Here is a 13,779-nt window from a genome sequence, read left to right on the forward strand (position 1 = left end):
CCGTCCGGACCAAAGCCCGACACGGTCAGCGTGGCGCCGAGTCCGGTGCCTGAACACGAGCGGATACGGTGTCGACATGCCGTCCCTCGCACCCCGCATCGACACCGTCCCGCCGTCGGGCATCCGCCGGGTGTTCGAACAGGCAGCCCTGCTCGACGACGTGACGATGCTCGTGATCGGCGAGCCGGACGTCCCGGTCGCGAAGCACATCGGTGACGCCGCACGTCGCGCGTGGGCCGAGGACCGCACCGACTACGGGCCGAACGGCGGCATCCCGCAGCTGCGGCACGCGATCCAGGACAAGCTCCGTCGCGAGAACCGCGTCGAGGCGGACCTCGAGCAGATCTGGGTCACGGTGGGCGCGACCCAGGCGCTGTTCACCGCGATGACGCTCGTGCTCTCGCCCGGCGACGAGGTCCTGGTGCCGGACCCCGGCTACACGACCTTCACGATGAACGCCCACATCATCGGTGCGGACCCGGTGCCGTACCAGCTGTCGCCGGCGCACGGGTTCGAGCCCGACCTCGCGGCCCTGGAGGCGCGGATCACCGACCGCACGCGCGCCATCATCGTGAACTCCCCGTCCAACCCCCTCGGCACCGTCTTCGGCGAGCAGACGCTGCGGGACCTGTTGGCGCTCGCGAAGCGCCACGACCTGTGGGTGATCAGCGACGAGGTCTACGAGTACTTCACCTACGGCACCCGGCACGTCAGCCTGGCGTCCCTCGACGAGGACGACCGGGTCTTCTCGGCGTTCTCCTTGAGCAAGACGTACGCGATGACCGGGGTGCGGGTCGGCTACCTCGTCACGCCGAAGGGCCTCGGCCCGACGATGCGGACCGTGCAGGAGTCGATCATCAGCTGCGTCGCGGAGCCCGACCAGTGGGCGGCCCTCGCGGCGATCGTCGGCGACCACTCGTCGGTGCAGGACGCCCGCGAGCACTACCGCGAGAACCTCGAGATCGCAACCGGGGTACTGGACGCCGCCGGCATCCGCTACAACGACCCACAGGGCGCGTTCTACCTGTGGATCGACGTCTCGCACGCCACCCAGGGTGACGTCGCCGAGTGGGCCCTGGCGTTCCTCCAGCGCGAACGGGTGGCGGTCGCGCCGGGCAGTGCGTTCGGCCGGACCGGTGAGGGCTGGATCCGGGTCTGCCTGGCGGCGTCGGCCGAGGACCTGCGTCACGGACTCGGCGCGCTGCCGGTCCCCACCGCCGGAACCCACGCGACGGACGCCCCAGCGACGGACGCCCGAGCGACCGACGCCCGAGCGACGGACGCCCCAGCGACCGACGCCCCGGCGACAGGCGCCTGACCAGGGTCCGCCCGCCCGGTGCGCGCCGCCGAGGCGTGAGCATGGGACAATCGACGGACCGTCCGACCCACCCCGAGGAACCGTGAGCCCACAAGCATCTGCGCCGCTCGAGCCCGCCTCGACGCCGGCCGCCGCGATCCGCAACTTCTGCATCATCGCGCACATCGACCACGGCAAGTCCACGCTGGCCGACCGCATGCTCTCGATCACCGGCATCGTCGAGGACCGGGCGATGCGCGCGCAGTACCTCGACCGGATGGACATCGAGCGCGAGCGCGGCATCACCATCAAGTCGCAGGCCGTCCGCATGCCGTGGGAGCTCGACGGTGAGACCTTCGCGCTGAACATGATCGACACCCCCGGGCACGTCGACTTCTCGTACGAGGTCTCCCGCTCCCTGGCCGCGTGCGAGGGCGCGATCCTGCTCGTCGACGCCGCGCAGGGCATCGAGGCGCAGACACTCGCGAACCTGTACCTGGCGCTCGAGAACGACCTCGAGATCATCCCGGTCCTCAACAAGATCGACCTGCCGGCAGCCGAGCCGGAGAAGTACGCCGCCGAGCTCGCGCAGCTCATCGGCGGCAAGCCGGAGGACGTCCTCCGCGTCTCCGGCAAGACCGGCGAGGGTGTCGCCGAACTGCTCGACCGCGTCGTCCGCACCGTGCCGGCCCCGGTCGGCACCGTCGACGCCGCACCCCGCGCGATGATCTTCGACTCGGTCTACGACAGCTACCGCGGTGTCGTCACCTACGTGCGCATGATCGACGGCTCGATCAAGCCGCGCGAGAAGGTCCAGATGATGTCGACCAAGTCGACGCACGAGATCCTCGAGATCGGGGTGTCGAGCCCCGAGCCGACCCCGACGAAGGGCCTCTCGGTCGGCGAGGTCGGGTACCTCATCACCGGTGTGAAGGACGTCCGCCAGTCGAAGGTCGGCGACACGGTGACGAGCGCACTGCGTCCGGCGACCCAGGCCCTGCCCGGCTACACGGACCCGAAGCCGATGGTCTTCTCGGGCCTGTACCCGATCGACGGCAGCGACTACCCGGTGCTCCGCGAAGCGCTCGACAAGCTCAAGCTCTCCGACGCCGCGCTCGTCTACGAGCCCGAGACCTCCGTCGCGCTGGGCTTCGGCTTCCGCTGCGGCTTCCTCGGCCTGCTGCACCTCGAGATCATCACCGAACGGCTGTCGCGCGAGTTCGCCCTCGACCTCATCACCACCGCCCCGAGCGTGGTCTACGCGGTCACGACCGAGGACAACGAGGTCACCGAGGTCACGAACCCGTCCGAGTTCCCGACGGGCCGCATCCTCGAGGTCCGCGAGCCGATGGTCCGTGCCGCGATCCTGGCGCCGAAGGACTACGTCGGCGCGATCATGGAGCTCTGCCAGCAGCGCCGCGGCTCCCTGCTCGGCATGGAGTACCTCGGTGAGGACCGGGTCGAGATCCGCTACGAGATGCCCCTCGGCGAGATCGTGTTCGACTTCTTCGACCAGTTGAAGAGCAAGACCCAGGGCTACGCCAGCCTGGACTACGAGCCCACCGGTGACCAGGCAGCCGACCTCGTCAAGGTCGACATCCTGCTGCAGGGCGACCAGGTCGATGCGTTCAGCGCGATCGTGCACCGCGAGAAGGCGTACGCGTACGGCACGCTGATGACCGAGCGGCTGCGCAAGCTCATCCCGCGCCAGCAGTTCGAGGTCCCGATCCAGGCCGCGATCGGCGCCCGCATCATCGCCCGCGAGAGCATCCGCGCGATGCGCAAGGACGTCCTGGCGAAGTGCTACGGCGGTGACATCACCCGCAAGCGCAAGCTCCTCGAGAAGCAGAAGGAGGGCAAGAAGCGCATGAAGACGATCGGCCGGGTCGAGGTCCCGCAGGAGGCCTTCATCGCCGCCCTCTCCGGTGACGTGGAAGAGAAGAAGAAGTGAGCCGCGGACACCAGCACCGCACGGCGCTGACCTACGGTGCCGTCGGGGCGACGCAGGCGTCGGACCTGATGACCTACCCGCCGGAGGGCTTCGTGCCCGCCGAGTCCCGCGCACGCATCGGGCACGGCGACCAGCGGTTCGAGACCGCCGTCATGCAGGCGCTCACCTGGCAGATCCAGGAGCGCAGCGGCATGGGCGTGCACGTCGAGGACACGCCCGAGGACGACGAGGTCCGCTACAACCCGGTGACCTTCGACGAGCAGGGCGTCCCGATCGCGCCGGCTTCGATCGGCACGCCCCGGGTCGAGAAGACCACGCCCGACGGCACCCCGCTCATCACGGCGGGCACCACGGCGACGCTGACGATGCACGCCTTCGGGCAGACGGTGCAGGCACCGGTCCGGGTCGTCGCGATCATCGACGAGCGCGACCGCAAGGGCTTCGCGTACGGCACGCTCGACGGCCACCCGCTCTCGGGCGAGGAGTCATTCGTCGTCGAGCGCACGCCGGACGGCTCGGTCTGGCTGCAGGTCCGCCAGTTCTCGCAGCCAGCCAGTCGCAAGTGGCGCTTCGTCGCGCCGTTGCTGCGCCGCCAGCAGCGGGTGATGGCGGAGAAGTACCTCGCCGCCCTGCGCGGCGACTGACCCGACGGCGTGACCGGTCCCGGTGACCGGTCACGTGCCTCCCGGCCTGGAGGCCCGCCCCGCGCCCGTCAGGCAGCCGCGCGCCCGTCAGGCAGCCGCGCGCCCATCAGGCAGCCCCGGGCCCGTCAGGCAGCCCCGGGCCCGTCAGGCAGCCCCGCGCCCGCCGGCCTGCTCAACCGAGCGGCGCCAGCCCCGCGATCGCCTCCTCGATGAGTCCCGCGTCCTGGACGCAGTCCCGCGCGACGGCCACGGCGCTCGTCGCCCGCAGCGCCGCCACGTCGTACGCGCCGGTCGCGACCGCGACGAACGGGATCCCCACCGCGTCGGCGGCCTCGCCGTCCCGCGGGGTGTCGCCGACGATGACCGCCCGGGATCCGGACAGCGCCGCAGCCGCGACGGCGGTGACGCCGGCCCGCTCGACCTCGGTGTCCCCGAAGTACGAGTGCTCCCAGTCGAAGACGTCCACGTCGAAGCCGGCGCCGAGCAGCTTGACGCGGGCGCGGTAGGCGGAGTTGCCGGTCAGCAGGCCGTTCCGCCACCCGAGGTCGGCGAAGCGCCGGACCAGTGCGAGGGCACCCGGGGCGGGGGTGCGGCGGTCGCCGGACCGGTGCCGTTCCTCGGACAGGTCGCGGAGGTGGCCGCTGACGGTCGGGACCAGGCCGTCGTCGAGCCGGTGGGCGCGGACGTGCTCGACGATGATGCCGGCGTCGGTCCGACCGTGCTGGTGACCGACGAGCTGCGGGAGGTCGCGGCCGAGCGCCCGTTCGAGCGCCAGGTGGTACAGGTTCCCCGGAGACGCGGCGTTGCGCACGAGGGTGCCGTCGATGTCCCAGAGGACCGTGGTGGTGACCGGCTGGTGCTCCATGCCGTCCATGATGACGGACAATGGTCTCCATGCCGAGTGCTCTCCCGATCGCCGATCCCGCTCCGTCGGACGGACTGGTCGCACCGGCACCCGGAGCGGGCGACGTCCCGTTCGGCGTCTACGTGCACGTGCCCTTCTGCCGGGTGCGCTGCGGCTACTGCGACTTCAACACGTACACGGCGTCCGAGCTGCGCGGGGTCCGGCGTGACGACTACGCCGGCCACGCCCTGCGGGAGATCGCGTTCGCCGACCAGGTGCTCGAGCGCTCCGGCGTCCCGCGCCGCCCCGTGTCGACCGTGTTCTTCGGCGGCGGCACCCCGACGATGCTGCCGGCGTCCGACCTGGCGATGATCCTCCGGGCGATCGACGACACCTGGGGGATCCTGCCCGGGGCCGAGGTCACGACCGAGGCGAACCCGGACTCCGTCGACGCGGACTCGATCGCGACGCTGCAGCGTGCCGGTTTCACGCGGATGAGCTACGGCATGCAGTCCGCGGTGCCGCACGTCCTCGCGACCCTCGACCGCACCCACGACCCCGAGCGGGTGCCGGTCGTGGTGGACCTGGCGAAGCAGCAGGGCCTCGACGTCAGCCTGGACCTCATCTACTCGACGCCGGGCGAGTCGCTCGACGACTGGCGCACCTCGCTCGACGCGGCGATCGCCTGCGCCCCGGACCACGTGTCCGCGTACTCGCTCATCGTCGAGGACGGCACCGCGATGGGTCGTGCCGTGTCCCGCGGTGAGCTGCCGGCGCCGGACGACGACCTGGCCGCCGACATGTACGAGCTCGCCGACCAGGTCCTCGGCGACGCCGGGTACGACTGGTACGAGGTCTCGAACTGGTCGCGCGGCCCCGAGCACGCCAGTCGGCACAACCTGTCCTACTGGAAGGGCCACGACTGGTGGGGCATCGGCCCGGGCGCGCACTCCGCCGTCGCCGGCACTCGCTGGTGGAACGTCAAGCACCCGGCCGCCTACGCGGGCAAGGTGCTGCAGGACGTGTCCCCGGCCGCCGGCCGCGAGACCCTGGACGACGAGACGCGCTACGTGGAGCGGGTCCTGCTCGCGGCGCGGGTCCGCGGTGAGCTGCGGGTCGACGAGCTCCGCCAGGAGGCCCGTGGTCGCGTCGCCGGCCTCATCGCACGTGGTCTCGTGGACGGCCGGGCGGCGCTCGGGGGGACGCTGGAGCTGACGCTGTCGGGCCGCCTGCTCGCCGACGCCGTGGTGCGGGACCTGCTCGACTGAGCGGACGGGGAGCGCTGCACGTGCTCCCTACTGCACGTGCTTCCTACCGCTTGATGAACTCGATCGAGAGCGGGTAGCGGTAGAACTGCCCCTGGTTCGCCGCGAGGGCGGCCAGGACGCCGAACACGATCGACACGATCCCGGTGGCCGCGATGACCAGGATCCCGATGCCGAGCACCGAGGTCAGGACGCCGGCGAAGTAGGCGATCGCCATCGTGATGTGGAAGTTCAGCGCCGCACGAGTGTGCTCGCGGACGAAGTTCCCGCGGTCGCGCAGGACGAAGTAGGCGATGACCGGCACCAGGACGTTGGAGAAGATCCCGCCGACGTGCGTCAGCGTCGCCCAGAGGCGCTGGTCCTCGGGGCTCATCGGCTGCGGGGGTCGGTAGCCGGACGGGTACTGGTCCCCGGGCTGCTTTCCGCCGCTGTACTGCCCACCGGGGTACTGGCCTCCCGGGTACTGCCCACCGCCGGGTCCGTGTCCGTCGCTCATGCCCGCAGCGTACCGAGACGCCCGTGGAGAAGTCCCGTCTCGTCGGCGGTCGGGCGTAGGATCAGCACTCGGCAGGTGAGAGTGCCAGCGGGTACGGATCGACACGAGCGGAGGGAACCGATGGTCAGCGAACGGAGCCTCGAGGTCCTCAAGGCCATCGTGCGCGACTACGTGGCCTCCCGCGAACCCGTCGGCTCGAAGACCATCGTCGAACGCCACGCCTTCGGCGTCAGCGCCGCGACGATCCGCAACGACATGGCGCAGCTCGAGGACGAGCAGCTCATCATCGCCCCGCACACCTCGTCCGGCCGGGTGCCCACCGACAAGGGCTACCGGGTGTTCGTCGACCACCTGGCCGCGGCCCGACCGCTCTCGGGGGCGCAGCGCCAGGCGATCGAGACCTTCCTCGGCGCCTCCAACGACCTCGACGACGTCCTCACCCGCACCGTCCGGCTGCTCAGTCAGCTGACGAACCAGGTCGCACTCGTGCAGTACCCGACGATGGGCCACGCACGGGTCCAGCACGTCGAACTCGTCCGGCTCGCCGACACCCGGTTGATGGTGGTCCTCATCACCGACACCGCCCGGGTCGAGCAGCGGGTCATCGAGACCGACGTCCCCTTCGACGAGTCCGCGCTCTCCGAGCTCCGCACCCTGGTCAACGGCGCGACCGTGGGCCTGCTGCTGCAGGACGCCCCGCGGGCCCTCCGCGAGATCCCCGGTCAGCTCCGGCCCGCGGTCCAGCCGCTCGCCGGCGTCGTGGTCGCGAGCCTGGTCGAACAGGTCGCCGCGAACCGGCAGGACCGCCTGCTGATGGCCGGTGCCGCGAACCTGGCGAAGAGCGAGCAGGACTTCTCCGGCGGGCTCTTCCCCGTGCTCGAGGCGATCGAGGAACAGGTCACCCTGCTCCGGTTGTTCGGCGAGATGCAGGTCGACGACATCGCGGTGGCGGCGAGCATCGGGCGTGAGAACGCCGAGTACGGTCTCGACGCCACGAGCATCGTCGCCGGCGGCTACCTGGCCGCCCGCGGTGAGATCGCCCGACTGGGCGTCCTCGGTCCGACCAGGATGGACTACGGCACGAACATGGCCGCGGTCCGTGCGGTCGCCCGCTACCTGTCCCGGCTGCTCGGCGAGAACTGACCGCCGGACACCCCTCCACCCCGTCCACCCACGCACCCCCTGAGGAACACTTGGCAGACCACTACGACGTCCTCGGCGTCCCGCGCGACGCCTCCGACGCCGACATCAAGAAGGCGTACCGGCGGCTCGCTCGCGAACTGCACCCGGACGTGAACCCGAGCCCCGACGCCGCCGAACGCTTCAAGGACGTCACGCACGCGTACGACGTCCTCAGCGACCCGGAACAGCGCCGTCGCTTCGACGCCGGCCCCCAGGACGGCGGGTTCGGCGCCGGTGCCGGCGGGTTCAGCGACATCTTCGACGCCTTCTTCGGCGGCGGGGGTGGCGGTGGCGGCCGGGGGACCGGTCCGCGCAGCCGTGCCGAGCGCGGTGGCGACGCCCTGCTCCGGCTCGAGGTCGACCTCGACGAGGTCGTCTTCGGCACGCACAAGGACCTCGAGGTCGACACCGCGGTGCTCTGCGACACGTGCGGCGGCTCCTGCTGCGCACCCGGCACGAGCCCGCAGACGTGTGACATCTGCGGTGGCTCCGGCCACATCCAGCGCCAGGTCCGCTCGCTGCTCGGCAACGTCGTGACGAGCGCCCCGTGCGGCACCTGCCGCGGTTACGGCACCGTCATCCCGAACCCGTGCCCGACCTGCCAGGGCCAGGGCCGCGTCCGTGCCCGTCGCACCGTGCCGGTCGACGTGCCCGCCGGCGTCGATTCGGGCCTCCGCCTGCAGATGCCCGGTCAGGGCGAGGTCGGCCCCGCCGGCGGTCCGGCCGGCGACCTGTACCTCGAGGTCCGGGTGCGCCACCACGACGTCTTCAGCCGTGACGGCGACGACCTGCTCGCCACGCTCGAGGTCCCGATGACCGACGCGATCCTCGGCGCCACGACGACGATCGACGGGCTCGACGGCCCGGTCGAGCTCGAACTCCGGCCCGGTGTGCAGAGCGCCGACGTCCTGGTCATCAAGGACCGCGGCGTCACGAAGCTCCGCGGCTCCGGTCGCGGTGACCTCAAGGTCGGCATCCAGGTCGTCACGCCCAGCAAGCTCTCGCACAAGGAGCGGCAGCTGGTCGAACAGCTCGCGAAGTCCCACAAGGCCGGTGCCCCGCAGCTGTCCCGCTTCCAGCAGGGCATGTTCGGCAAGCTCCGCGACCGGTTCTTCAACTTCTGATGGCTTCGCTCTACCTCGTCGACACCCTCGACGACGTGACGGTGGGCGGCCAGGTGTCGCTCGACGGCGCCGAGGGTCGCCACGCCGTCAAGGTGTCGCGGGTCCGCGTCGGTGAGCAGCTCCGGCTCTCGGACGGCCGCGGCACGGTCGTCGCCGGCACGGTCGCGTCGGTCGGCAAGGACTCGCTCCTGCTGACCGTCGCGTCCGTCGGCGTCGAGCCGGCGCCGCGTCCGTCGCTCACCCTCGTGCAGGCGCTCGCCAAGGGCGGCCGTGACGAGATGGCGGTGCAGGCCGCGACCGAGATCGGTGTCGACCGGGTCGTGCCGTGGTCCGCGGCGCGCAGCGTCTCGCGCTGGGACGGCCCGAAGGTCGAGAAGGGTCGCGCCCGGTGGGCGTCGATCGCGCAGGAGGCCGCGAAGCAGGCCGTCCGCGCGCGGGTTCCCGACGTCGTCGCCCCGGTGACGACGGCGCAGCTCGCCGGTGGGGCCGGAGCGGCAGCCGCGGACGACGGCCAGGAGGCCCGGCGCCAGTTGGTCCTGCTCGAACCGACCGCCTCGGTGCGGCTCGCCACCTGGGAGCCACCGACGGACGTCGACGAGATCGCCCTGGTGGTCGGACCCGAGGGCGGCATCGAGCCGTCCGAGCTCGAGCGGCTCGAGGCGGCCGGCGCGGTCCGGGTCCGGCTCGGCGACTCCGTGCTCCGGACCTCGACCGCCGGACCTGCGGCGCTGGCCGTCCTGCAGGCCCGCCTCGGCCGCTGGTGAGCCGGTCCGGCGTGGATCGGAGCATCGGGGCGGACCGGGAAGGCGCGGCGTCGGTCGCGCGTTCTACGATGGTGCCCATGACCAGCACCGAGCCCAGCGTCTTCACGAAGATCGTCGCGCGCGAGATCCCGGCGACCATCGTCGCCGAGGACGACCGCGTCATCGCCTTCGAGGACATCGCCCCGAAGGCACCCGTCCACGTGCTGGTCGTGCCGAAGACCCAGGCGTACGCGAACGTCGGCGAGCTCGCAGCCGCCGACCCCGATCTGCTCGCGCACGTCGTCCAGACCGCCCAGCGCATCGCCGACGAGCGCGCCGGCGGACAGTTCCGACTCGTGTTCAACACCGGCGAAGCCGCCGGTCAGACCGTGTTCCACGTGCACGCGCACGTACTCGCAGGAGACCTGCAGGAAGGCACCCTTGCCAGCTGACGAACCAGCCACCACCGAGCCGCAGTCGGCCTCGGAGCCCGTCTCGACCTCCGAACTCACCGTCGACGGCATCGCGATGGTGCAGTTGCTCGGACCGCAGGACCGCCTGCTGAAGACCGTCGAACGCCAGTACCCCGCGGTCCGGGTCCTGGTCCGCGGCAACCAGGTCACGCTGGCCGGACCGGAGCGCGACGTCACGCGTGCCCGGGCCCTGGTCGACGAACTCGTCGGCATGGTCCGCCGTGGGCAGGACATCGGCCAGTCGGACATCCCGACCTCGGCGCGCATCATCGACGAAGAGCGCAGCCCGTCGAACGTGTTCGGCACCCCGATCGTGTCCAGCCGGGGCAAGTCGGTGCGTCCGAAGACCGACGGCCAGCGTGCCTACGTCGACGCCATCGACGAGAACACCATCACGTTCGGCATCGGCCCGGCCGGTACCGGCAAGACGTACCTGGCGATGGCGAAGGCGGTGCAGGCCCTGCAGCGACGCGAGGTCTCGCGCATCATCCTGACCCGTCCCGCGGTCGAGGCTGGCGAGCGGCTCGGGTTCCTGCCCGGCACGCTGACCGACAAGATCGACCCGTACCTCCGCCCGCTGTACGACGCGCTCAACGAGATGATGGACCCCGAACTGGTCCCGAAGCTCCTGGCCGCCGGCACGGTCGAGGTCGCCCCGCTGGCGTACATGCGTGGCCGCACGCTCAACGACTCGTTCGTCGTGCTGGACGAGGCGCAGAACACCACCCCGGAACAGATGAAGATGTTCCTGACGCGTCTCGGCTTCGGCTCGAAGATGGTCATCACGGGCGACATCACCCAGGTCGACCTGCCGGGCAACGTCTCGGGTCTGCGCCTGGTGACGCGGATCCTGGACGAGGTCGACGACATCCACTTCGCCCGCCTCGGCAGCGAGGACGTCGTCCGCCACACCCTGGTCGGCCGGATCGTCGACGCGTACACCGTCTACGACGAGGAACGTCTCGTCGAGCAAGCCGCCAAGCGCCCCCACCAGCAGGACGACCGCCGAGGAGGCACCCGGTGAGCATCGAGCTCAACAACGAGTCCGGTGTGACGGTGGACGAGGACGTCGTGCAGCGTCTCGCCGCCTTCGCGCTCGACGCCATGCACGTCCACGCCGACGCCGAGCTCGCGATCGTCTTCGTCGACGAGGGCGCGATGGAGCAGCTGCACATCCGGTGGATGGACGAGCCCGGCCCCACCGACGTGCTGAGCTTCCCGATGGACGAGCTCCGTCCGGGCACCGAGGACGAGCCGACGCCCGCCGGGTTGCTCGGTGACATCGTGGTCTGCCCGCAGGTCGCCGAGGAACAGGCGAAGACCGCGGGGCACTCGACGCTCGACGAGATCCTGCTGCTCACGTGCCACGGCATCCTGCACCTGCTCGGCTTCGACCACGCGGAGCCGGAGGAGAAGGCCGAGATGTTCGGTCTGCAGGGCGAGATCCTGACGGCCTTCGCCGCCCAGCGCCGGGGGCGGTGACCGCAGTGCTGCTCGTCGCCGGTCTGCTCGCGGTGGCGTTCCTGCTGGTCGTCCTCGGCGGACTGCTCGCGGCCGCCGACTCCGCCCTGTCGGTCCTGTCGCGCGCCGACCTCGAGGAGATCGCCCGCGGCAGCAAGCGCCGTCGTGCGATCGAGGCCCTGGCGGACGACCCCGGCGCCCACGTCAACGCCCTGAACTTCTTCCGCGTCCTGGCCGAGACGGCTGCCGCGGTGCTCGTGACCATCGCCCTCGTGACGGTGTTCGACACGTGGTGGGTCGCCCTGATCGTGTCCGCGGCCGTGATGACCGCGGTGTCGTTCGTGCTCGTCGGGTCGAGCCCGCGCAGCGTCGGACGCGCCCACGCCGAGGGCATCATCGCCGCCACCGGGGGACTGGTCCGCGGTGTCCGCATCGTGCTCGGTCCGCTGGCGGGGCTGCTCGTCGCGATCGGCGACCGGGTCACGCCCGGACGCGTCCGCAGTGCCTCGAGCGTCTCGAGCGAAGAGCAGCTGCTCTCCCTGGTCGACGAGGCGACCGAGAGCAACGTGCTCGAGGCCGACGACCGCGAGCTCATCCACTCGGTCTTCGCGTTCAGTGACACCCTGGTGCGCGAGGTCATGGTGCCCCGCACCGACATGGTCACCGCGGACGCCGGTGACACCATCGCCGCCGTGATGGAGCAGTTCCTGGCGACCGGTGTCTCCCGGATGCCGGTGATCGGCCGTGACAGCGACGACGTCCTCGGTGTCGCGTACCTCCGCGACCTGGCCCGTGGCCTCTACGAGCGTCCCGAGGTCGGCACCCGCCCGGTGCGCACGATGCTCCGCCCGGCGGAGTTCCTGCCGGAGTCGAAGCCCGCCGACGAGACCCTGCGGCACATGCAGCTGGCGAAGAACCACCTGGTGCTCGTGGTCGACGAGTACGGCGGGGTCGCGGGCCTCGTCACGATGGAGGACCTCATCGAGGAACTCGTCGGCGACATCTCGGACGAGTACGACCGCGCCGTGGTCGACCGAGCCGAGATCGAACCCGGTCGCTGGCGCGTCTCGGCCCGGCTGCCCATCGACGAGCTCGGCGACCTGTTCGGCATCGAGCTCGACGACGACGACGTCGACACCGCCGGTGGCCTGCTCACCAAGGAGCTCGGTCACCTGCCCTCCGCCGGGGACACCGTCACGGTCTCCGGGGTCCTGCTCATCGCGGACCGCGTCGAGGGCAAGCGACGCCACCTCATCACCGTGGTCGCCGAGCGGACCGCCGACCTGGCGTCCGCCGAGCAGGCCTTCGGCGACTCCGACCACTCCACGACGGGAACACGAACGCCATGACCGACTCCGGACCCGACACCGCTCCCGAGGCGACGACCCCCTACCGTGCGGGGTTCGTCTCCTTCGTCGGTCGCCCGAACGTCGGCAAGTCGACGCTGACGAACGCCCTGGTCGGCCAGAAGGTCGCGATCACCTCGTCGAAGCCGCAGACCACCCGACGCGCCATCCGCGGCATCGTGCACCGCCCGCACGGCCAGGTCATCGTCGTCGACACCCCCGGCGTGCACCGTCCGCGCACGCTCCTGGGCGAGCGCCTGAACGACCTCGTGCAGTCCACCCTCGGTGACGTCGACGTGATCGGCTTCTGCGTGCCGGCGAACGAGCCGATCGGGCCGGGCGACCGGTTCATCAACGACACGCTCGACCAGTACCCCCGGGCGAAGAAGATCGCGATCGTCACGAAGATCGACCGCTCGGGCAAGGAGAAGATCGCCGAGCAGCTGCTCGCGGTCTCGCGCCTCCGTGAGTGGGACGCGATCATCCCGACCTCGGGCACCGAGGGCCTGCAGCTCGAGGACCTGATCGACGAGGTCGTGTCGCTGCTGCCGGAGTCCCCGCAGCTCTACGACGACCTCGCCGTGACCGAGGAGACCGACGAAGAGCGGATCGGCGAACTGATCCGCGAAGCCGCACTCGAGGGCGTCCGTGACGAACTGCCGCACTCGCTCGCCGTCGTCATCGAGGACATGGTCGAGCCGGACGCCGACGACGACCCGAACGGACCGCTGCGCATCTTCGCGAACCTGTTCGTCGAGCGGGACAGCCAGAAGTCGATCGTCATCGGCCACAAGGGCGGCCGACTCAAGGACGTCGGCACCCGGGCCCGGGTCGAGATCGAGGGCCTGCTCGGTCGGCACGTCTACCTGAACATCCGCGTGAAGGTCGCCAAGGAGTGGCAGCGCGACCCGAAGCAGCTCGGCCGCCTGGGCTTCTGACCCACGTCATCCCAC

General features: G+C 71.0%; 14 protein-coding genes. 12 read left to right on the forward strand and 2 right to left on the reverse strand.

Annotation, left to right across the window (positions count from 1 at the left end):
* Window positions 1-76 precede the first annotated feature (76 nt).
* The 3 genes from DEI97_RS07195 (at window position 77) to DEI97_RS07205 (ending at window position 3,892) form a co-directional block, all read left to right on the forward strand.
* A complete protein-coding gene (locus tag DEI97_RS07195) occupies window positions 77-1,318 on the forward strand; it encodes a pyridoxal phosphate-dependent aminotransferase (protein ID WP_111076107.1) in 1,242 nt (413 codons plus the stop codon).
* An 82-nt stretch (window positions 1,319-1,400) separates the two neighbouring features.
* Window positions 1,401-3,248 carry a translation elongation factor 4 gene (lepA, locus tag DEI97_RS07200; RefSeq protein WP_111076106.1) on the forward strand — a complete coding sequence of 616 codons (1,848 nt, stop codon included), beginning with the start codon at window positions 1,401-1,403 and terminating at the stop codon, window positions 3,246-3,248.
* Complete coding sequence (locus DEI97_RS07205; protein WP_258376789.1) at window positions 3,245-3,892, forward strand: DUF1990 domain-containing protein; 648 nt, start codon at window positions 3,245-3,247, stop codon at window positions 3,890-3,892. Before lepA ends, DEI97_RS07205 begins: the two co-directional genes overlap by 4 nt.
* Window positions 3,893-4,064: 172 nt before the next feature.
* Here DEI97_RS07205 and DEI97_RS07210 read toward each other — a convergent pair whose 3' ends face one another.
* Entirely contained in the window at window positions 4,065-4,757 is a 693-nt protein-coding gene (locus DEI97_RS07210) for an HAD family hydrolase (protein ID WP_181439351.1), read from the reverse strand.
* Between the two features lie 29 nt (window positions 4,758-4,786).
* Here DEI97_RS07210 and hemW point away from each other — a divergent pair, with 29 nt between their 5' ends.
* Window positions 4,787-6,004 carry a radical SAM family heme chaperone HemW gene (gene hemW, locus DEI97_RS07215; RefSeq protein WP_111076136.1) on the forward strand — a complete coding sequence of 406 codons (1,218 nt, stop codon included), beginning with the start codon at window positions 4,787-4,789 and terminating at the stop codon, window positions 6,002-6,004.
* A gap of 43 nt (window positions 6,005-6,047) precedes the next feature.
* On the opposite strand, the gene DEI97_RS07220 is transcribed toward hemW, so the two are convergent.
* Window positions 6,048-6,497: a DUF4870 domain-containing protein gene (locus DEI97_RS07220; RefSeq protein WP_258376788.1), complete on the reverse strand. Its 450-nt coding sequence runs from the start codon at window positions 6,495-6,497 to the stop codon at window positions 6,048-6,050.
* 120 nt (window positions 6,498-6,617) lie between these two features.
* Here DEI97_RS07220 and hrcA point away from each other — a divergent pair, with 120 nt between their 5' ends.
* The 8 genes from hrcA (at window position 6,618) to era (ending at window position 13,764) form a co-directional block, all read left to right on the forward strand.
* Window positions 6,618-7,640, forward strand: coding sequence for a heat-inducible transcriptional repressor HrcA (gene hrcA / locus DEI97_RS07225; RefSeq protein WP_111076103.1), 1,023 nt, complete (start codon window positions 6,618-6,620; stop codon window positions 7,638-7,640).
* Between the two features lie 50 nt (window positions 7,641-7,690).
* Window positions 7,691-8,803, forward strand: coding sequence for a molecular chaperone DnaJ (dnaJ, locus tag DEI97_RS07230; protein WP_111076102.1), 1,113 nt, complete (start codon window positions 7,691-7,693; stop codon window positions 8,801-8,803).
* Entirely contained in the window at window positions 8,803-9,567 is a 765-nt protein-coding gene (locus DEI97_RS07235) for a 16S rRNA (uracil(1498)-N(3))-methyltransferase (RefSeq protein WP_111076101.1), read from the forward strand. Before dnaJ ends, DEI97_RS07235 begins: the two co-directional genes overlap by 1 nt.
* Before the next feature lie 77 nt (window positions 9,568-9,644).
* Window positions 9,645-9,998 (forward strand): histidine triad nucleotide-binding protein, encoded by a 354-nt coding sequence (locus tag DEI97_RS07240; RefSeq protein WP_111076100.1) that lies wholly within the window; start codon window positions 9,645-9,647, stop codon window positions 9,996-9,998.
* Window positions 9,988-11,043, forward strand: a complete 1,056-nt coding sequence (locus DEI97_RS07245; protein WP_111076099.1) for a PhoH family protein — start codon at window positions 9,988-9,990, stop codon at window positions 11,041-11,043. Before DEI97_RS07240 ends, DEI97_RS07245 begins: the two co-directional genes overlap by 11 nt.
* The gene (gene ybeY, locus DEI97_RS07250) at window positions 11,040-11,501 is read left to right on the forward strand and encodes an rRNA maturation RNase YbeY (protein WP_111076098.1); all 462 of its coding nucleotides are present in this window, start codon (window positions 11,040-11,042) and stop codon (window positions 11,499-11,501) included. Before DEI97_RS07245 ends, ybeY begins: the two co-directional genes overlap by 4 nt.
* Window positions 11,498-12,829: a hemolysin family protein gene (locus tag DEI97_RS07255; protein WP_308118770.1), complete on the forward strand. Its 1,332-nt coding sequence runs from the start codon at window positions 11,498-11,500 to the stop codon at window positions 12,827-12,829. Before ybeY ends, DEI97_RS07255 begins: the two co-directional genes overlap by 4 nt.
* Entirely contained in the window at window positions 12,826-13,764 is a 939-nt protein-coding gene (gene era / locus DEI97_RS07260) for a GTPase Era (protein ID WP_111076096.1), read from the forward strand. The genes DEI97_RS07255 and era overlap by 4 nt, the downstream gene beginning before the upstream one ends.
* Window positions 13,765-13,779: the final 15 nt, after the last annotated feature.

The sequence above is a fragment of the Curtobacterium sp. MCLR17_032 genome, from assembly GCF_003234795.2.
Lineage (GTDB): Bacteria > Actinomycetota > Actinomycetes > Actinomycetales > Microbacteriaceae > Curtobacterium.